Genomic DNA, 18,708 nt, shown 5'->3' on the forward strand with positions numbered 1-18,708 from the left:
ATGAACCTAAACCGGTGTCCAAAATCTGTTGACCAGTTCAAGCCCGCTCCTACAGGGTTTACTTCAGATGGGCGACGATCTCGTCCTTGATCTTCAGGCGTTCCTTGCGCAGCCGGGTGACCGTGTCATCGGCGGCGCTTTTGTTCTCGGCATCGACGACTTCGGCGTCTTTGCTGTTGTAGTCTTCATGCAGCTGACTCAGCCGCGGGTCGTGTTGTTTCTTCTCGATGAACTGTTCCTTGGTCAGATTCAAGTCTGCGAGCAAATCGTGCTTGACCGGCATTTCTTCACCTCTCCGGGGTTTGTGGGGTGGAAGTCATGAACTTAGAGGATAGTCGTCTTTGCCGGGTTTCGGGGCTGGGGTAGTCTGTTGCAACATTTGCCCACCCCAGGACTCCGTGCAATGCCTCATCTTCATGTGGAATACAGCGACAACCTGAAAAACCTTGAGGTCGACCGCCTGTTGCTGCGTCTCAACAATGCCCTGGTGGGCAGCGGCCAGTTCGCCGAAGAGCTGGACATCAAGAGCCGCGCCGTGGCCCTGGCCGGTTTCCGGGTGGGTGTTGCCCCTGCGGAACGCGCGTTCGCCCACATCAAGCTGGCAATCCTCAGCGGTCGCTCCGCCGAGATCAAACGCCAACTGTCGGCCAGCCTGCTGGAGGTGCTCAAGGAGGCCGTGCCGAGCACGCCGGGGCTGGACATCCAGCTGTGCGTCGAGGTGATCGATATCGATCGCGATTCTTATTCAAAAGTGCATCTGCCAGCGTAAATAATCGTCTGGCTGAACACAGGCTGAACATGTCTTTTAAATAGACGCCAGCCGACTATTTGTTGGCGTCTTTTTCACAAAAAATTGATGACTCGCTACTTAAAGTTCGGGCAGTTTCCAGGTGGTGCCGCAAGGGCACTGTTCCCGCCGTTCAAATAAGCGAATCGTCATGTTCAAGGTCAAACCCCTGCGGGCCGAATGGGTCACGTTGATTGCCAGCCTGTACCTGTTGATCGGCTTTAACTCATTGTTGTGGCAACACCTGGCGTCGGTACTTGCGAGCGATGCGCACGGCCTGTTATTGCGTGTGGCCTTTGGCGTGATGATTCTGTGTGCGTTCAACCTGGTATTGACCCTGCTGGCCTTCCGGATGCTGCTCAAACCGCTGCTGATCACCCTGTTCATGGTCAGTGCCGGGGTGGCTTACTTCATGAGCCAGTACGGCGTAATGATTGATGTCGGCATGCTGCGCAATGCCATGGAGACCAATGCCACGGAAGTGCGTGACCTGCTCTCGATTAAACTTTTTTTATATATCGCTGTGTTAGGTGTTTTGCCGTCTATATTGTTGTACAAGGTACCGGTTTTATACCGCAACTGGGCCCGCGAGTTGTTCGGCAAGTTACTCGCCAGTGTCGCCTGTATTGTGGTGCTGGGCGCTGTTGCACTGATTAATTACCAGGGCCTGGCTTCGCTGTTTCGCAATCACCACGAAATCCGCCTGATGCTGGTGCCGAGCAATTTTGTCGGCGCCTCCCTGGGCTATGTCGGCGAGCGGGTCGGCAGCGCCGCCACGCCGTTTCGCGCCATCGGCGAGGACGCCAAGCTCGACGTCGCCTGGCAGCAACGTTCGCGCAAGTCGCTGACCGTGCTGGTGGTCGGCGAGAGCGCCCGCGCGCCGAACTTCGGGGTGCTTGGCTACGGGCGCGATACCACCCCACAGTTGAGCAAGGAAAAGGGCCTGATCGCCTTCACCGATGTGCACTCCTGTGGCACCGAAACCGCCGTGTCGGTGCCGTGCATGTTCTCTGGCTTCACCCGCAAGGATTACGACGCCAGCACCGCCAAAAACCAGGAAGGCCTGCTCGATGTGCTGCAGCGGGCCGGGCTCGCGGTGCGCTGGCGCGACAATCAGTCCGGCTGCAAGGGCACTTGCGACCGGGTGGTGTTCGAGAATGTCAGCAACCTCAAGGACCCGGCACTGTGCGCCGATGACGAGTGCCGCGACGAAATCCTCCTCAAGGGCCTGGACAGCTTCATCGACAGCCTGCAACAGGACACCGTGCTGGTGCTGCACCAGATGGGCAGCCATGGGCCGGACTACTACAAGCGTTACCCGAAAGAATACGAGCGCTTCACCCCGGTGTGCCGCAGCAATGCCCTGAACCAGTGCAGCCAGGACAGCATCGTCAATGCCTACGACAACACCCTGGTGTACACCGACCATGTCCTGGCCGCGCTGATCGACCTCCTGCGCAGCAAGCAGGACAAGGTCGACACCGCCATGCTGTACCTGTCCGACCATGGCGAATCGCTCGGTGAGTACAACCTGTACCTGCACGGCACGCCTTACATGCTGGCACCGGAACAGCAAAAGCACGTGCCGCTGCTGGCGTGGTTTTCCGACAGCTACAAGGCCAGCTTCGGCGTCGATAGCGACTGCCTGCAGAAGGTCCGCAACGAGCCGCTGAGCCAGGACAACCTGTTTCATTCCATGCTCGGCCTGCTGCAGGTGCACACCAACCTGTACAAGCCCGAACTGGACCTGTTTGCCAGCTGCCGGCCGATGTTGGCCAGGCACTGATCACCGACGCCGTAGCGGCGGCAGGGATAGCGGTCGAGTGGTTTCCCGACGATGGCCTGCGCCGTATATACTGCGCGCCATTGTTTGTGGGAGAGCCTTGTGGCCATCGATATTCACTGGATTTGCGACGATCGCAGCCTGGCAGAGCACTGCCTGCAGTGGCGCACGCTGCCCTTCGTGGCACTCGACACCGAGTTCATGCGGGTCGATACCTTCTATCCGAAAGCCGGTTTGATCCAGGTCGGTGACGGGGCACGGGCCTACCTGATCGATCCGCTGCGCATAGGCGACTGGCAGCCGCTGGCCGGCCTGCTTGAAGATCCGCAGGTGATCAAGGTCCTGCATGCCTGCAGCGAAGACCTCGAAGTGCTGTCACGCCTGACCGGCAGCTTGCCGGCGCCATTGTTCGACACCCAGCTGGCCGCCGGCTACCTCAACCTGGGCTTCTCCATGGGCTATTCGCGCCTGGTCCAGGAGGTGCTCGGCATCGACCTGCCCAAGGGTGAAACCCGCTCCGACTGGCTGCAACGCCCGCTGTCGGAAACCCAGGTCAGCTACGCCGCCGAAGACGCCGTGCACCTGGCCGAACTGTACGAGCGCCTGCGCCCGCAGTTGTCGGATGACAAGAATGCCTGGGTGCTCGAAGACGGTGCCGAACTGGTTGCCCAGTTGCGCCGCGAGATCGACCCGTATGAGCTGTACCGCGATGCCAAGCTGGCCTGGAAGCTGTCGCGCGCGCAACTGGCGGTACTGCGCGAGCTGTGCGCCTGGCGTGAACGCGAAGCCCGCGCCCGCGACCTGCCGCGTAACCGCATCGTTCGCGAAAACGCCTTGTGGCCGATGGCCCGCACCCAGCCGGATTCGCTGTCGGCGCTGGCCAAGATCGAAGACATGCACCCGCGTACCATCCGTCAGGATGGCGAGTTCCTGCTCGGCCTGATCAAGCAGGCTGCCAGCCTGCCGCCATCTGAATGGCCGCCGGCGGTGCCCGAGCCGCTGCCGATCGAAGCGTCGGCGCTGCTCAAGCAACTGCGCGCCATCGGCCAGGCCGAGGCCGAGCGCCTGAACATCGCCCCGGAGCTGATGCTGCGCAAGAAAACCCTGGAACTGCTGCTCAAGAGTGGCTACCCCAACGGACCCTATCAACTCCCCGAGTCGCTGCGCGGCTGGCGCCGTGAGCGCATGGGGCAGGCGCTGCTCGATTGCCTGGCGGGCGCCGGAGACCAGTCATGAAACGTATCTGCTCGATCTACAAGAGCCCGCGCAAGAACGAAATGTACCTGTACGTGCTCAAGGCCGACGGCCTGGAGCGCGTGCCCGAAGGCCTGCTGCCGTTCTTCGGCAAACCGGTGCATGCCTTCGACCTGGTGCTGACCCCGGAGCGCCAGCTGGCCCGCGAGGATATCGCCAAGGTCCTGGAAAACCTCGAACAGCAGGGCTATCACCTGCAGATGCCACCGGCCGAGGACGAGTACATCGAGCACTTGCCCGAAGAGCTGCTGCGTCGCAACGACCCGGTCTGACCGCCCTTTCGCTGTAGTGCCGCCCTCCGCTGGCGGCCTTTGCCGTTATCCAAGGTTGTTATGAACATGCGTGTTTTGATCGCTGAACAGGATCATGCCCTCTACGCTCGCCTGTTGCGCGAGGCGGCACCGGACCTGGAAGTCCTGAACAGTGGTGACTCGGCCGAATTGGCACGGCTGGCCGCTGACAGCCCGGTGTGGCTGGGCCAGCCGGACCTGTTGGCAACCTTGTTGCGCCAGGGCCATCAGCCGCAGTGGCTGCAATCGACCTGGGCCGGGATTACGCCGCTGCTGGCTGACGGCCTGCAGCGTGACTACCGCCTGACCCGGGCGGTGGGCATCTTTGGCCAGGTCATGGCCGAGTACGTGCTCACCTACATGCTCGGCCACGAGCGCGAGGTGCTGGCGCGCCTGGTCAGCCAGGTCGAGCGCAAGTGGGATGAGCGTCCGGGGCGCAGCCTGGAAGGGCGGCGGGTGCTGATCGTCGGGACCGGCGATATCGGTCAACGGGTGGCGGAGTTTCTGCTGCCGTTTGGCGTGCAGCTGTACGGTATCGCCAGCCAGCCGCGCGAGCAGGCGCCGTTTATCGAAGTGGCCGGTCTTGAGGACCTGGGGCGTTTGGTCGGCCAGGTCGATTATGTGATCAACCTGCTGCCCGACACCCCGGCGACCCATGACCTGTATGACGCCGCGCTGTTCCAGCGCTTCAACCCCGAGGCCTTGTTCATCAATGCCGGGCGCGGCGTGGCGGTGGTCGATGGCGACCTGGTCGAGGCTTTGAAGAAAGGCCATCTGGCAGGTGCGGTGATCGATGTCTGTCGGCAGGAGCCGCTGCCGCAACGTCATCCGTTCTGGACTGCCTGGGGCTTGCTGCTGACCGGGCACAGCTCGGCACCGACCTCGCCGGCGGCGATGGTGCGCTTGTTTGTCGAGAATCTGCGGGCGTATCAGGCGGGTGAAGGGTTGCGTGGGGAAGTGGACTTTCAGCGCGGCTACTAACAGTAACGCCGGCCCCCACAGGTTTGAAGGCACCGTTGACCCTGTGGGAGCTGGCCTTGCCAGCGATGGGCTGCAAGACAGCCCGAAAAATCAAAGGCTGAAATCACCCTCAGCCGCCAACTCGCTCAACGGCCGACGCGGGCTCGGTACTTCCCGCGCCTGCAGGCCTTCAGCAAGGGTCGACTTGTCGCCCAGCTTGCCGATCGCCACTGCCGCGTGCAGGGCGTAGCCTTCGGGAATCTTCAGCTCCTTGCGGGTCAGTTCCTGATCGAAACCGGCCATGCCGTGGGTGTGCCAGCCGCTCAGGCTCGCCTGCAACGCCAGGTGGCCCCAGGCCGAGCCGGTGTCGAAGGTGTGCCACAGGGCCGGAGTTTCTTCACTTGCACCCGGTGCAGTGAAGCTGGTCTTGGAAATGATGATCACCAGCGCCGACGCATGCTGGGCCCAGCTGCGGTTGAACTCGTTGAGCAAACCGAGGAAGTGTTCCCAGTTCGGCGTGTCGCGGCGGGCATAGAGAAAGCGCCAAGGCTGCGAGTTGTAGGCCGAAGGTGCCCAGCGGGCAGCCTCAAGGAAGCTCAGCAGGGTGGCCTGGTCGATCGGCTCGCCGGTGAAGGCGCGCGGTGACCAGCGCTGGATGAACTGTTCGTTGATGGCGTGATCGGCAACGCGAGGATTTGCACTCATCTTGAGTTCCTGAGAGTTGGGGTGGTGACCGCTGGTCAAACTACTGTGTCGCATCAGCGCTGACAAGCGGTCTGGCAATGGCCGGTGACAGGCCCTAGACTGGCGCCGCCGCGCCGCCGCGCACGAATTGAAACAGGACACCCGTTACATGACTGCCAACGCCAATCCATTCTGGATGCGTAAAACCCTCGAGCAACTCGACCCGCAGGAGTGGGAGTCGCTGTGTGACGGCTGTGGCCTGTGCTGCCTGCAAAAGCTTGAAGATGAAGACGACAACAGCGTCTATTACACGCGAATCGCCTGCAAGTTGCTGGACCTCAAGACCTGCCAGTGCAGCGATTATCCGCAGCGGATGCAGATCGTACCGGACTGCATTCAGCTCACCCCAGGCAAGGCCGACCAGTTCAAATGGCTGCCGACCACCTGCGGTTACCGCCTGGTCAGCGAGGGCAAGGACCTGCCCGACTGGCACCACCTGGTTTGCGGTGACCGCGAACAGGTGCACAAGCAGCGGATTTCACAATCCGGGCGCATGCTCAGCGAAGACAGCGTCGATGAAGACGACTGGGAAGACTATCTGATTTTCCGCGCCGGTTGAGCCGCCCAGGCTTGTCGGGTATCGCGTTTGGGGGAACAAGGAGTTTCTGTATGCGTGTGCATTGCCATTGGTGGCTGGTGTTGGGCCTGCTGGCCAGTTCGCCGGCCTGGGCGAAAAAAGTCGATCTGGATTACCACGTGCGCTTGCTGCCGCAAAGCGAGCAGGCCGAGGTGCGCCTTACCCTGGCCGATGGGGCGACAGTGCGCAGCCTGGACTTCGACCTGGGCAAGGACGGCGCCTACAGCGATTTTCAGGCCGATGGCCAATGGCAGGTGCAGGGCGATGATCAGCGCGGCCATTGGCAACCGGCGCCAGGCAAGAGCCAGCTGACTTATAAGGTGCGCCTGAGCCAGCGGATCAAGGGCGGCGCCTATGAAACCCGCATGACCCCGGACTGGGCGCTGTTTCGTGGTGACGATCTGGTGCCCCCGGCCCGCCTGGACCAGCACGACGGCACCGAACTGGTGGCGCGCCTGAGCTTCGAGCTGCCCAAGGGCTGGAAAAGTGTCGAGACCCCGTGGCCGCGCATTGGCAAGAACCGCTTTCGCATCGACAACGTCTCGCGCCTGTTCGACCGCCCGACCGGCTGGATGCTCGCCGGAACCATCGGCACCCGCCGCGCGCGCCTGGGCGAAACCGAAGTCAGCGTTGCCGCGCCGCAAGGGCAGGCCATGCGGCGCCTGGACAACCTGACCTTGCTGACCTTCGTCTGGCCGCAGTTGCAGGCAGTGTTCCCGCGCAACCCGCCCAAGCTGCTGCTGGTTGGCGCCCGGGACGAGCTGTGGCGTGGCGTCCGGGCCGGGCACAACTCCATATACCTGCACAGCAGTCGCCCGCTGGTCGGCGAGAACGGCTCAAGCCCGGTGCTGCGCGAACTGGTGCATGTGTTCGCGCAGATCAACGACCGCCAGGACAGCGACTGGATCGGTGAAAGCCTGGCCGAGTATTACGCCAGCGAACTGCTGCGCCGCGCCGGAGGCATGACCGAGGAGCGCTATCAGGCCCAGCAGGCGAGCCTTGAGCGCAGTGGCAAGAAGGTCAGCAGTTTGCGCGGCGAGCAGGTCGACAGCGCGGTGATCGCCCGTGGCGTGCTGCTGTTGCGGGCGCTGGACCAGGAAATCCGCCTGCACACCCATAACCAGCGCTCGCTGGATGATGTCACCCGGGCGATGATGCGCCTGAACAGCGTCAGCACCGCGGAGTTCATCCAGCTCAGCGAAAGCGTGCTGGGTAGATCTTCCGAGGTGCTGCAGAGCAAGCTGCTGCGTTAAGGCTTGGGGTCTTTCAGGGCATCGTTGCCGGTCACCGTGGTACCGCGGGTGGCGGCTTCGGCGTTGGCCTTGAGTGCTTGCAGCTCGGCGCCGCTGCGTTCGATTTTGGCGCGGATGTTATCGAGATCGCTACGGCCGCGCTCGATCAGGCTTTTCACCGAGCTGTGGCCGGTGATGCCACGGGCCAGGGCAACTCCGCCGATGGCCACCTGAATCAAACCAAACACGCCGCCGCGGCGCAGGCCCTTGCCGACCATGATCACCCCGGTGGCGACGGAACCTGCGCGCTCCCAGCCGTGGACGTTATGTTCGCTGGCCATATGCGCTGAATTGGCCGGGATAAGCGTCTGTTTCTCGGACATGGTCATTCTCCAGTAGGGACGATGGTCTACAGCAGACCGCCGGGCAAGCCGGCCTGTTCATTCGACTTACTTGAATTTCGGCCCGGAGCGGGTGTTCAGGCCTTTGGCCAGGCGGTCGTAGAGCACCACGTTGACGGTGGCGGCAAGGTTCATGCAGCCGTTGGTCGGGATGTAGATGGTCTCTTCGCACCAGGCGCGCACGCTCGGGTCGAGGGAGCCGTCTTCAGGGCCGAAGATGTAGATTGCGCGGTCCGGGTGGGTGTATTCGGGCAGTGGCCGGGCGCCGTCGACCAGTTCCACCGCCACCGGCGTGCAGCCCAGGGGGATGATCTTCTGCAGGTCGTCGATGCCGATCAGCGGGATGTCGTAGTGCACACGCTTGGTGTCGGTGACGAAGTCGCGGGCGCGCTCATAGCGCTTGCCGGTGTAGAACACCGAGTTGACGCCGTAGCAACCCGCAGCGCGCATCACCGAACCGACGTTCTCTGCTGACTTGGGGTTGAACAGACCAATGCAGCTGTACCGTTTGTTCGCCACGTGCCGGGGCCCTTCGCAAAAAAGACGCGATTATACGGGCTTGCCGGCAACTGTGGGCGGCTTCAGTCCTTCTTCAGCATGCCTGCCAGGGCCGCGAACGGATTGTGGGTGGCCTTGGCGATGCTCGGGCTGCTGGTCGAGCCTTCGCTGAAGTACTGCTGGTCGGTATAGCGCGAGTGCTCGTTGTCGTGACAGTACAGGCACAGCAGTTCCCAGTTGGAGCCGTCCTGGGGGTTGTTGTCGTGGTTGTGGTCACGGTGGTGCACGGTCAGCTCGCTCAGGCGCTTGCCGGCGAACTCGCGGGCACAGCGGCCACACACGTGCGGGTACATGCGCAGGGCCTTGTCACGGTAGCCCATTTCCTTGTCGCGCTTGGCGTCGGCGAGGATGCGGTCTAGCCGTGCGGTGGCGGCGGCAGAGGATGACGAACTCATGGGATTACCTTTTCTCGGGCTTGTTACGGTTATGCCTTGAAGTTTAGCCCGATGGCGGGCAATTCGGACAGGCAAACCGTGCGCCGTGGGAGTAGCCTGTAGGCAGGACCCTCAAGGAGCCTGTGCATGCGTTACTCGATCATTGCCGTACTGATCTGTGCCAGCCTGCAACCTGCCGTGGCTGCCGACGTGCAGCCTCGGCTGATCACGCCGGTGCCGGGTGCGCCGGGCACGGCGACGCCAACGCCGTATCCGCAGGTGACGCCGAGCACTATTCCCCGGGCGGGTGACAGCCGGCCGGGGGCACCCTTGCTACCGCCGATGCCGGTGCCCAATCCGCCCAAGGACCAGCCACTGCCCGGTTTGAACCCGGACAACAGCAAGGGCAAGGGCAACTAGACCTGCTGTGCCAGGCGCTGACCGTCCTGCATGCGTAGGCGCCGGGACAGGGCCACGGCCAGGGCGCGGATGATCTTGGCGGCGATCTTCGGGGCGTCGTTGAGCATCTTTTCCAGCGAGTCCTTGCCCAGGTTGAGCAACTGGCAGTCGCTGGCGGCAATGCAGCTGGCCGAGCGCCGTTCACCGTCGAGCACGGCCATTTCACCGAAGGCGCGGCCCTTGCGCAGGGTGGCGATTTCGACCTGGCGCTGCTCGGCATCGGTCTTGCGCACCGAAACCACGCCGTGGTGGATGATGCACATGAAGGTGCCGGCGTCGCCTTCGCGAAAGATTTCCGTGCCTTCGCTCATGCTGCTGATGCTGAAATAACCGGCGGCGGCCTGGAAGTCGCCAGGCAGCAACGGGTCGAACAGGCCGCAATCCATGAGCATGTCGCGGATTTCGTTGTTGAGGTGGGTGGGTTCAGGCATTGGCGTCGTTCTTTTAGATTTATGGTGTCTGTTCTGGGGCTGCTGCGCAGCCCATCGCTGGCAAGGCCAGCTCCCACAGGATTTGTGGAAGCCGGCGATTTGGTGGATCAGACAACAAATTTTCCGATTTACACCACGCCCAGCACGTTAAATACGAACGCGTACTCCAGCGCCACATCGCGCAGCCCCTGGTAACGCCCGCTCATGCCGCCGTGGCCGGCGCCCATTTCGGTCTTGAGCAGCAGCGGGTTGTCGTCGCTCTTGGTCACCCGCAAGCGCGCCACCCACTTCGCCGCTTCCCAATACTGCACGCGGCTGTCGTTGTAACCGGCAATCACCAGCAGGGCAGGGTAGGCCTGGGCACGGACGTTTTCATACGGCGCGTAGGCCTTGATCCGCTCGTACACTTCGGGTTCTTCAGGGTTCCCCCATTCGTCGTACTCGGTGACGGTCAGCGGTAGTTCGGGGTCGAGCATGGTGTTGAGCACGTCGACGAACGGCACTTCGGCAATCGCTGCCTTGAACAGCTCGGGGCGCTGGTTGAGTACCGCGCCGATCAGCAGGCCACCGGCACTGCCGCCGCTGATCGCCAGTTGCTCGGCGCGGGTCACGCCCTGGGCGATCAGGTGCTCGGCACAGGCGATGAAGTCGCCGAAGGTGTTGTGCTTGTGCTCCTGCTTGCCGGCGCGGTACCAGGCTTCACCCAGCTCGCCGCCGCCACGCACGTGGGCGATGGCAAAGGCCACGCCGCGTTCGAGCAGGCTCAGGCGGGCGTGGGAAAACCACGGGTCGAGGCTTTCGCCGTAGGCGCCGTAACCGTACAGGTACAGCGGCACCGGCTTGCCAACGTCGGTGCGGCGCTGCACCAGGCTGATCGGCACCTGGGTGCCATCGGCGGCGGTGGCCCACAGGCGCTGGCTGACGTAGGCATCCGGGTCGAACGGGCCGAGCACCGGGGTTTCCTTGAGCACCTGCTGGGCGCCGTTGGCCAGCTCCAGCTGGCGCACCTGGGCCGGGCGGTTGAGCGACTGGTAACGCAGGCGGATACGCGGGCTGACGAACTCCAGGCTGTCTTGCACGTACAGGCTGTAGGCGGCGTCCGGCAGCTCCACGCGGTAGGCCGGCAAGCCTTGCGGGTGCACCTCGATGATCGGCAGGCCGCCTTCGCGCAGGCTCAGGCTCAGGGCGCTGGCGTTGAGGGTCAGGCCCTCGAGCATCACCGTGTCGCGATGGGCCACCAACAGTTGCCATTGCTCGCGGGTGGGCACTACGTCGGCAACAGCCTGGTACAGGGCGAAGTTGATGCCGTCCTGGTTGCTTCGGATAAACCAGCGCCACTGGCCTTCGAACTGGCCGTGGTCAGGGTAGTACTCATGGCCCTCGACCCGGGGCGCCAGGCAGGTAAAGGCCTGCTCGGGGTGTTCGGCATCGAGCACCCAGGCTTCGCTGGTGGTCTTGCTGTTGAGCAGCAGGATCAGCTGGCGCTCGGAGCTGGCGCGATAGCAGTGCAGGAAGAAGCGGCCATCGGTTTCTTCATGGACCGCGTCGACCACGCCGCTGCCCAGGCGGTGGCGCAGCAGTTTATGCGGACGGTGGGTGTCGTCCAGTTCGGCGAAGAACAGCGTCTGGTTGTCGTTGGCCCAGGTCATGCTGCCGTCGCAGTCCTCGAACGGCAGCTGCTCGATGGCGCCGTCGGCCAGCTCCTTGACGTACAGGGTGTAGATCTCGTCGCCCGTGGTGTCCAGGCTGTAGGCCAGGCGCTGGTGGTCGGGGCTGATGCTGAATGCGCCCAGGGACAAAAAGCCACCCTTGGCCAACTCATTAGGGTCGAGCAGCAGCTCTTCGCGGCTTTCATCAACCGTGTTGGAATCATCGGCCGGGCGCGGGCAGCGGTAATGGCGGGCGTATTCGTCACCGGCCGTGGTGCGCGTGTAGTACAGGTACGGGCCCCAGGGCGAGGGCAGCGACAGGTCGGTTTCGAGGATGCGCGCCTTGATCTCTTCGAACAGTTGTTCGCGCAGCGGCGCCTGATCGGCCAGCTGTGCCTCCTGATAAGCGTTCTCGGCGGTCAGGTAAGCCAGCACCTCAGGGGTATCGCGCTGCTGCAGCCAGGCATAGGGATCGGCACCTTCGGCCTTGCGGGCAATCGGGGCACGGGGAGCGGTGGCGTCTGCGGACATGCGGGGTTCTCTTGGCTGGGGGGCGCCTGCGCGCGGAAAAGTGTTTATCATAAGCATCTATTTGCCTAGCTTGCCACGGACACCATGACCGAGAACGACTATCTGCTCGCCTGGGGCCTCTACGCCCTTGCCGCCTTGGGATGCCTGTTGGTGGGCTTTCGCCTGACCTCATGGATGTGGCGCTGGCTGCGTGAGCCGCTGCGGGTGCTGATGGCGGTACTGCTGTTGACCCCGACCATCGTCGACCCGGTCAAGGAAAAATTCGCCCCGGCCATCGCCATCGCCGCCCTCGATACCTTGTTCAAGGTCGGCAACAACGCCCTGCGCGCCGCTGCTGACCTGGCCATGTACGGCATGCTCGCGTTCACCCTGTATGCGCTGTTCGTGCTCATCCGCTGGCCGCTTGAGCGGCGCGCCAAGGCCCGCCGCGAGCAGGCCGAAGCGGCCGCCCAGCGTGATGCCGACGAGCCTGTGAGCGATGAGCCGTTCGCCGCCGACCGCAGCGACCGCTACCGTAACCCGCCACCTGCAGCGCCGCTGGGCGGCAGCGGCACGCGGGTCGAGCCGCGTCTGTAGGATTGCCCGGAGCAGCCAAGCATGTGTGAACTACTGGGCATGAGCGCCAATGTGCCGACCGACATCGTTTTCAGCTTCACCGGGCTGATGCAGCGCGGCGGGCGCACCGGCCCGCACCGTGACGGCTGGGGCATCGCCTTCTACGAGGGCCGTGGCCTGCGCCTGTTCCAGGACCCGGCTGCCAGTTGCGAGTCGGAAGTCGCCAACCTGGTGCAGCGCTACCCGATCAAGAGCGAAGTCGTGATCGGCCACATTCGCCAGGCCAATGTCGGCAAGGTCTGCCTGTCCAACACCCATCCGTTCGTGCGCGAGCTGTGGGGCCGCAACTGGTGCTTTGCGCACAATGGCCAGCTCGGTGAGTTCAAGGGGCAGGCGACCTTTTACCGGCCGATTGGCGACACCGACAGCGAAGCGGCGTTCTGCGACCTGCTCAACCGCGTGCGCGAAGCCTTCCCCGAGCCGGTTGAGGTCGAGCAGTTGCTGCCGGTGCTGGTCGAGGCCTGTGCCGAATACCGTGGCAAGGGCGTGTTCAACTGCCTGTTCAGCGATGGCGACTGGCTGTTCTGCTTCTGCTCGACCAAGCTGGTGCACATCACCCGACGTGCGCCGTTCGGCCCGGCACGGCTGAAGGACGTCGACGTGATCGTCGACTTCCAGGCCGAAACCACCCCTAACGATGTGGTCACGGTGATCGCCACCGAGGCCCTCACCGAGAACGAAACCTGGCACCGCTACGAGCCTGGCCAGTGGGCCCTGTGGCGCCGTGGCGAATGCATCGCCGAAGGTCAGGCCAGCTAAGGATCAGTCCATGTTCAGAAGTTACCTGCGCTTGCTGTTGTTTACCTGCGGTTTGCTGGTCGGGCTGCAGGTTCCGGGCTATATCGTCGATTACGGCCAGCGGGTCGAGGCGCACCTGCTCGAGTCCCGTGAGGGCCTCAAGGGCTTTGAAGACACCGCCAAGCGCTTCTTCAACGGCGACCTGCAGGCGCTGGTGCGCCATTACCGCAGCAGCGACGATCCGGTGTTCACCAGCGATGCCAACAGCATTGAAAGCCTGCTGATCCGCAACCGCCAGTTCGAGCAGGAGTGGCAGATCCTGCAGGGCCCGTGGCTGGCGAAAACCTGGCATGTGCTGGCGGCCGCCAACCCGCAACTGCGCGAAGAAACCCTCAACGGCTATCGCTACCAGATCCTTCTCAACCCCGAAGCCCTGGCCTGGGGCCTGAGCTGCGCGCTGGTGCTGGCGCTGGTGGTCGAAAGCCTGCTGCTGTTGCTCGGCTGGGTGGCACTCGGCGGGCGACGCAAGGCCGTGCAGGAGAGCTGGCGCTAAACCAGCACGATGCGCTGCGGCCCGGCATCGCGAGCGTAGCGCTCCAGCACGTTGCGGCACAGTTGCACCACTTCATCGACCAGCTCGACGCCGGTCTGCCAGGCCACCACCAGCTCCAGGCTCGGTGGTTGCCGGGCCAGCGGCAACAGAATCAGTTCGCCACGGGCCAGCTCTTCGCTGACCAGCGCTGGCGGCAGGGCGCCGATACCAAAACCATCACGCAACAAGCGGGTAATCGCCGCCACCGAGTTCACGCAGTTCAGCCGTGGTGCGCCGACGCCTTCGGCCTGCAACAGGCTGAGCACTTCCTGGTGGGGCCGCGAGTTCTTCGAGAAGGTGATGATGCGCTCGCGGGCCAGGTCCGCCAGCGACGCGTAGTCGCGGTTGTAAATCGACTGGCTGGCGACGATCCAGCCCATGGGGTAGCGCGCCAGGTCCAGGCTGCGGATCGTTTCCTGGCGCAACAGGTCGGTTTGCAGAATCACATCGAGAAAGCCTTTTTGCAGCTGTTCGCGCAAGTTCAGTGCAGTATCGGCGACCAGTTCGATCTCCACCTGCGGGTAGCGCTCCATCAGCTCCGAGACCAGCGGGCTCATCCAGGTGTGGATCACCGTGTCCATCACGCCGATGCGAATCCGCCCGACCTTGGCCCGGTCGCTGTCCAGCGATTGCTTGAGGGCCTTGGCGGTATCGAGCATCTGTTCGGCGTATTCCAGCACCTTGCTGCCTTCCGGGGTCAGGCTCACGCCCCGTGAGTCGCGCAGCAGCAACCTGACCCCGAGGTCGGCCTCCAGCGCGGCAATGCGGCTGGAGATCGAGGCCTGGGTGGTGAAGAGTTTTTCGGCGGTCAGGCGAAAGCTCTTGAGCCGGGCGACCCAGACGAAGGTTTCGAGGAATTTGAGGTTCATGGCGCGCTCACTGATCAAGTTTTTCTTATGCCAGACAGCTGGTTTTTCTCGTTGGACGACAACCCGCACCCGTCGAAAAATGATCCTCAGGCCGCGACACATGTTGTCGTCGTTAAAACAATACCAACAAGCTGAGGCAACCATGAACCCATCGGGCGTGCAGCAACAGGTCAAAGCCAGGTCAGTGGCGGGGCCATTCGACTGGTACCGCAACATCAACAAGCAGGAACGCCGGACCTTCTGGAGCTGCAAGATCGGCTACGGCCTGGATGGCATGGACACGCAGATGCTCAGCTTCGTCATCCCCACCCTGATTGCCCTGTGGGGCATCACCACCGCCGAGGCCGGACTGATCCACACCAGCACCCTGATCGCCTCGGCCCTCGGTGGCTGGATTGCCGGTATCCTCTCTGACCGTATCGGCCGCGTGCGCACCCTGCAACTGACAGTGCTGTGGTTCGCGTTTTTCACCTTCCTCTGCGGCTTTGCCCAGAACTACGAACAGCTGCTGATTGCCCGCACCCTGATGGGCTTTGGCTTTGGCGGCGAGTGGACGGCTGGCGCGGTGCTGATCGGTGAAGTGATCCGCGCCCAGGACCGCGGCAAGGCGGTGGGCATGGTGCAGTCCGGCTGGGCCATTGGCTGGGGCCTGACGGCGATCCTGTATGCGGTGCTGTTCTCGCTGTTGCCGCCCGAAGACGCCTGGCGTGCGCTGTTCCTGCTGGGCATCGTGCCAGCGGTGTTCGTGATTTTCGTCCGGCGCCTGGTCAAGGACCCGGAGATCTACCAGCAGGCCAAGGCTGCGCAAAAGACCGAAGCGCCTTCGCACTTCTATGAAATCTTCGCCCCGGGCATGCTCTTCACCACCCTTCGCGCCTCGTTGCTGACCACCGGCGCCCTGGGCGGTTACTACGCCATCACCTCGTGGCTGCCGACCTTCCTCAAGAACGAGCGCGGCCTGAGTGTGCTCGGCACCGGTGGCTACCTGGCGATGGTGATCTTCGGCTCCTACATCGGCTATGTGATCAGCGCCTACCTGACCGACCTGCTGGGGCGCAAAAAGAACTTCATCCTGTTTGCCGTCGGCTCGTTCATCATTGTCCTGCTTTACACCCAGCTGCCGGTCAGCGACGGCGTGATGTTGTGGCTGGGCTTCCCACTGGGCTTCTTCGCCTCGGGGATCTTCAGCGGCATGGGCGCGTTTCTCACCGAACTGTTCCCCACCCGCATCCGCGGCTCGGGCCAGGGCTTTTGCTACAACATCGGCCGTGCCCTGGCAGCGTTCTTCCCGCTGTTGATCGGCCTGCTCAGCCAGAAGATCCCCCTGGGCCTGGGCCTGGGCATTGGCGGATTTGCCGCGGTGTCCTACGGAGTGGTAATTCTGGCAGCACTGAGCCTGCCGGAAACCCGCGGCAAAGAACTAGAAGCCCAATGAGGCCGAGCCTGAAGGAGTGTCAGTCGTGAGCCGCCTGCTATTGAATTGCGATATGGGTGAAAGTTTTGGCAGCTGGACCATGGGCCTGGACGCCCAGGTCATGCCCTATGTTGATTGCGCCAACATCGCCTGCGGCTTCCACGCCGGCGACCCCGGCATCATGCGCAAGACCGTGGCCCTGGCCGTGGCCAGCCAGGTGCGCATCGGCGCCCACCCCGCCTACCAGGACCTGGCTGGCTTCGGCCGCCGCTCCATGGCCTGCAGCGCCGAGGAAATCCGCGACCTGCTGCATTACCAGATCGGCGCCCTGGACGGCATTTGCCGTACCCAGGGGACGCAGGTTGCCTACGTCAAACCCCACGGCGCGCTGTACAACGACATGATGGCCGACCCGCTCAAGCTGCGTGCCGTGCTGGAAGCGGTGGCCGCCTATGACCGGCAGTTGCCGCTGATGCTGATGGCCACCGCCGACAACAGCGCGGCCCAGGCCCTGGGTGATGAGTACGGTGTGACCCTGTGGTTCGAGGCCTTTGCCGACCGCGCCTATGACGCCAGCGGCCACCTGCTGTCGCGGCGCTTGCCGGGGGCGGTGCACCACGATCCGGCGGTGATCGTCGAGCAGGCCCTGCGCCTGGCCCGGGGCGAGCCGCTGATTGCCAGCGATGGCAGCCCGTTGCAGTTGCAGGCTCATACCCTGTGCGTGCATGGCGACAACGACAGCTCGATCGCCGCTGTACGGCAGATCCGTCAGGCCCTTGATGCCCAGGCGGTGCCATGAACTACCGTATTGAGGTGGTGGCCATCGACTGCCTGATGGTGCGCCTGTTCGACCGCATCGACGAAAGCAACATGCCGTGGATGCTCGCCGCCAGCCAGCGCCTGCGCAGCGCTTTTGCCGAGCGCCTGGTTGATCTGGTGCCGTCCTATACCACGCTGATGGTGCATTTCGACCTGCTCCAGGTATCACCAGCCGTGGCACAGGCGTGCATCCGTGAAGCGCTCAACGACCTGCAAGCGGACGCTGGCAGCGGTGGCCGTGAGCATGAGATCCCGGTGTGGTACGACCTGAGCGTCGGCCCGGAGCTGAAGCTGCTGGCCGAGCGTTGCAACACAACGGTGGCAGACATCATTCGCCGCCACAGCGAGCGTGAATATCAGGTGTTCGCCCTTGGCTTTGCCCCCGGCTTCGCCTTCATGGGCCTGGTCGAAGAAGCACTGGCCGCGCCGCGCCTGGCCACCCCGCGCAAACGCGTGGCGGCCGGCAGTGTCGGGATTGCCGAGCGGCAGACCGCCGCCTATCCAGCGGTTTCCCCTGGTGGCTGGAACCTGATCGGGCGCACCCCGAGCAAACTCTTTGACCGTCAGCGCGAGGGCTACAGCCTGCTGCAGCCAGGCGATCGGGTACGTTTCGTCGCTGTCGAGCGCGCGACCTTCATCAACCTGGGCGGCGACGATACCCTGCTGGAGGCACAGGCATGAGCCGCTTGTCGATCGAGGCCAGCACGCCGCTGTGCCTGTTGCAGGATGCCGGGCGCTTTGGCGTGCGCCACCTGGGCGTGACCCAGGGCGGGGCGCTGGACTGGGTGTCGATGCGCTGGGCCAACTGGCTGCTGGGCAATGGGCCTGGGGCCGCCGTGGTCGAGGTCACCCTCGGTGGCTTCAGCCTGATTGCCGAGCAGGACTGCTGCCTGGCCCTGGCCGGTGCCGACCTGGACGCACGGCTCGACGGCCAGCCGCTCAAGCCCTGGCGCAGCTTCAGCATGAACAAGGGCCAGCGCCTGCGCTTGAATGCGCCGTTGCACGGTGCCCGTGCCTACATCGCCGCGCCGGGTGGCTTCAAGGCGCCGCAGGTGCTGGGTAGTTGTGCCAGCGTGGTGCGCGAGGAACTGGGCGGGCTGGATGGCCTGGGTTCGCCGCTGGCCAAGGGCCAACAGCTGGAATATGGCGGTGCGGCACCGGCGCCTAAAGAAGTGCCGGAGGCGTTCTGGCCGGACTTTACCGACAGGTTGCCGCTTGATCTGCTGTTGGGGGCGCAGATCGGCGACTTCAGCGGTATGAGCCTGTTCGAAGCGTTCAACCGTGACTGGACCCTCGACAGCCGGGCCGATCGCATGGGCATTCGCCTGTTGGGGCCGGTGTTGCAGTATCAGGGCCCGGCGATGATCTCTGAAGGTATCCCTTTAGGCGCGGTGCAGGTGCCGCCGGACGGCCAGCCGATCGTGCTGCTCAATGACCGTCAGACCATTGGTGGTTATCCACGCCTGGGCGCGTTGACGCCGCTGGCCCTGGCGAGGATGGCGCAGATGCTGCCGGGGAGTGTGGTGCGGTTTCGGCCGGTGGTGCAGGAGATTGCGTGGCTTGAGCAGCGGGCGTTTCTTGAAAGGTTTGTTGGCTGAGAGGGCCTCATCGCTGGCAAGCCAGCTCCCACA

Annotated in this window: 23 protein-coding genes; 15 read left to right on the forward strand and 8 right to left on the reverse strand. The window is 63.7% G+C overall.

What is annotated here, in order from left to right; genetic code table 11:
- Positions 1 to 58 precede the first annotated feature (58 nt).
- Positions 59 to 283, reverse strand: a complete 225-nt coding sequence (locus tag ABM562_RS15685; protein WP_115088262.1) for a YdcH family protein — start codon at positions 281 to 283, stop codon at positions 59 to 61.
- A gap of 120 nt (positions 284 to 403) precedes the next feature.
- Here ABM562_RS15685 and ABM562_RS15690 point away from each other — a divergent pair, with 120 nt between their 5' ends.
- The 5 genes from ABM562_RS15690 (at position 404) to ABM562_RS15710 (ending at position 5,095) form a co-directional block, all read left to right on the forward strand.
- Complete coding sequence (locus ABM562_RS15690; protein WP_115088261.1) at positions 404 to 769, forward strand: 5-carboxymethyl-2-hydroxymuconate Delta-isomerase; 366 nt, start codon at positions 404 to 406, stop codon at positions 767 to 769.
- A 169-nt stretch (positions 770 to 938) separates the two neighbouring features.
- On the forward strand, positions 939 to 2,573 hold the full coding sequence (locus ABM562_RS15695) for a phosphoethanolamine transferase (protein ID WP_460422554.1): 1,635 nt from the start codon (positions 939 to 941) through the stop codon (positions 2,571 to 2,573).
- Positions 2,574 to 2,672: 99 nt separating this feature from the next.
- Positions 2,673 to 3,806, forward strand: coding sequence for a ribonuclease D (gene rnd / locus ABM562_RS15700; RefSeq protein ID WP_115088259.1), 1,134 nt, complete (start codon positions 2,673 to 2,675; stop codon positions 3,804 to 3,806).
- On the forward strand, positions 3,803 to 4,096 hold the full coding sequence (locus tag ABM562_RS15705; protein ID WP_115088258.1) for a YcgL domain-containing protein: 294 nt from the start codon (positions 3,803 to 3,805) through the stop codon (positions 4,094 to 4,096). Before rnd ends, ABM562_RS15705 begins: the two co-directional genes overlap by 4 nt.
- Before the next feature lie 66 nt (positions 4,097 to 4,162).
- The gene (locus ABM562_RS15710; protein ID WP_134063805.1) at positions 4,163 to 5,095 is read left to right on the forward strand and encodes a D-2-hydroxyacid dehydrogenase; all 933 of its coding nucleotides are present in this window, start codon (positions 4,163 to 4,165) and stop codon (positions 5,093 to 5,095) included.
- Between the two features lie 90 nt (positions 5,096 to 5,185).
- Here ABM562_RS15710 and ABM562_RS15715 read toward each other — a convergent pair whose 3' ends face one another.
- Positions 5,186 to 5,779 (reverse strand): nitroreductase family protein, encoded by a 594-nt coding sequence (locus tag ABM562_RS15715; protein WP_460422556.1) that lies wholly within the window; start codon positions 5,777 to 5,779, stop codon positions 5,186 to 5,188.
- A 148-nt stretch (positions 5,780 to 5,927) separates the two neighbouring features.
- Between ABM562_RS15715 and ABM562_RS15720 the strand changes: the two genes are divergently transcribed.
- Both ABM562_RS15720 and ABM562_RS15725 read left to right on the forward strand, forming a co-directional pair.
- Entirely contained in the window at positions 5,928 to 6,377 is a 450-nt protein-coding gene (locus tag ABM562_RS15720) for a YcgN family cysteine cluster protein (protein WP_045193480.1), read from the forward strand.
- Between the two features lie 50 nt (positions 6,378 to 6,427).
- Positions 6,428 to 7,648, forward strand: coding sequence for a hypothetical protein (locus ABM562_RS15725; RefSeq protein ID WP_460422558.1), 1,221 nt, complete (start codon positions 6,428 to 6,430; stop codon positions 7,646 to 7,648).
- Here ABM562_RS15725 and ABM562_RS15730 read toward each other — a convergent pair.
- The 3 genes from ABM562_RS15730 to ABM562_RS15740 form a co-directional block, all read right to left on the reverse strand.
- Positions 7,645 to 8,010: a YgaP family membrane protein gene (locus ABM562_RS15730; protein WP_038996596.1), complete on the reverse strand. Its 366-nt coding sequence runs from the start codon at positions 8,008 to 8,010 to the stop codon at positions 7,645 to 7,647. The two genes, ABM562_RS15725 and ABM562_RS15730, sit on opposite strands and share 4 nt — an antisense overlap.
- A gap of 66 nt (positions 8,011 to 8,076) precedes the next feature.
- Positions 8,077 to 8,547 carry an RNA methyltransferase gene (locus ABM562_RS15735; RefSeq protein ID WP_010223125.1) on the reverse strand — a complete coding sequence of 157 codons (471 nt, stop codon included), beginning with the start codon at positions 8,545 to 8,547 and terminating at the stop codon, positions 8,077 to 8,079.
- 62 nt (positions 8,548 to 8,609) lie between these two features.
- Positions 8,610 to 8,981, reverse strand: coding sequence for a YajD family HNH nuclease (locus ABM562_RS15740; RefSeq protein WP_038996595.1), 372 nt, complete (start codon positions 8,979 to 8,981; stop codon positions 8,610 to 8,612).
- Between the two features lie 126 nt (positions 8,982 to 9,107).
- On the opposite strand from ABM562_RS15740, the gene ABM562_RS15745 reads away from it, so the two are divergent.
- Entirely contained in the window at positions 9,108 to 9,380 is a 273-nt protein-coding gene (locus ABM562_RS15745) for a hypothetical protein (RefSeq protein ID WP_115088254.1), read from the forward strand.
- Here the strand turns inward: ABM562_RS15745 and ABM562_RS15750 are convergent.
- The gene (locus tag ABM562_RS15750) at positions 9,377 to 9,850 is read right to left on the reverse strand and encodes a cyclic nucleotide-binding domain-containing protein (RefSeq protein WP_115088253.1); all 474 of its coding nucleotides are present in this window, start codon (positions 9,848 to 9,850) and stop codon (positions 9,377 to 9,379) included. The genes ABM562_RS15745 and ABM562_RS15750 overlap by 4 nt on opposite strands.
- A 128-nt stretch (positions 9,851 to 9,978) precedes the next feature.
- On the reverse strand, positions 9,979 to 12,030 hold the full coding sequence (locus ABM562_RS15755) for a S9 family peptidase (RefSeq protein ID WP_258578874.1): 2,052 nt from the start codon (positions 12,028 to 12,030) through the stop codon (positions 9,979 to 9,981).
- Positions 12,031 to 12,114: 84 nt separating this feature from the next.
- Between ABM562_RS15755 and ABM562_RS15760 the strand changes: the two genes are divergently transcribed.
- Genes ABM562_RS15760 through ABM562_RS15770 form a run of 3 tightly spaced genes read left to right on the forward strand, consistent with a single transcriptional unit; the run spans position 12,115 to position 13,936 of the window.
- Positions 12,115 to 12,606, forward strand: a complete 492-nt coding sequence (locus tag ABM562_RS15760) for an MFS transporter (protein WP_095161860.1) — start codon at positions 12,115 to 12,117, stop codon at positions 12,604 to 12,606.
- Between the two features lie 21 nt (positions 12,607 to 12,627).
- On the forward strand, positions 12,628 to 13,404 hold the full coding sequence (locus tag ABM562_RS15765) for a class II glutamine amidotransferase (protein ID WP_095161862.1): 777 nt from the start codon (positions 12,628 to 12,630) through the stop codon (positions 13,402 to 13,404).
- A 10-nt stretch (positions 13,405 to 13,414) separates the two neighbouring features.
- The gene (locus ABM562_RS15770) at positions 13,415 to 13,936 is read left to right on the forward strand and encodes a DUF2937 family protein (protein WP_095161864.1); all 522 of its coding nucleotides are present in this window, start codon (positions 13,415 to 13,417) and stop codon (positions 13,934 to 13,936) included.
- On the opposite strand, the gene ABM562_RS15775 is transcribed toward ABM562_RS15770, so the two are convergent.
- Positions 13,933 to 14,844 carry a LysR family transcriptional regulator gene (locus ABM562_RS15775; RefSeq protein WP_095161866.1) on the reverse strand — a complete coding sequence of 304 codons (912 nt, stop codon included), beginning with the start codon at positions 14,842 to 14,844 and terminating at the stop codon, positions 13,933 to 13,935. The genes ABM562_RS15770 and ABM562_RS15775 overlap by 4 nt on opposite strands.
- 142 nt (positions 14,845 to 14,986) lie before the next feature.
- On the opposite strand from ABM562_RS15775, the gene ABM562_RS15780 reads away from it, so the two are divergent.
- Genes ABM562_RS15780 through ABM562_RS15795 form a run of 4 tightly spaced genes read left to right on the forward strand, consistent with a single transcriptional unit; the run spans position 14,987 to position 18,675 of the window.
- Positions 14,987 to 16,279 (forward strand): MFS transporter, encoded by a 1,293-nt coding sequence (locus ABM562_RS15780; protein ID WP_460422562.1) that lies wholly within the window; start codon positions 14,987 to 14,989, stop codon positions 16,277 to 16,279.
- A 25-nt stretch (positions 16,280 to 16,304) separates the two neighbouring features.
- Positions 16,305 to 17,057: a 5-oxoprolinase subunit PxpA gene (locus ABM562_RS15785; RefSeq protein ID WP_095161870.1), complete on the forward strand. Its 753-nt coding sequence runs from the start codon at positions 16,305 to 16,307 to the stop codon at positions 17,055 to 17,057.
- Complete coding sequence (gene pxpB / locus ABM562_RS15790; protein ID WP_460422564.1) at positions 17,054 to 17,758, forward strand: 5-oxoprolinase subunit PxpB; 705 nt, start codon at positions 17,054 to 17,056, stop codon at positions 17,756 to 17,758. The genes ABM562_RS15785 and pxpB overlap by 4 nt, the downstream gene beginning before the upstream one ends.
- A complete protein-coding gene (locus tag ABM562_RS15795) occupies positions 17,755 to 18,675 on the forward strand; it encodes a 5-oxoprolinase subunit C family protein (protein WP_115088249.1) in 921 nt (306 codons plus the stop codon). Before pxpB ends, ABM562_RS15795 begins: the two co-directional genes overlap by 4 nt.
- The last annotated feature ends 33 nt before the right edge of the window (positions 18,676 to 18,708 follow it).

This window comes from Pseudomonas sp. ZL2, from assembly GCF_054788455.1.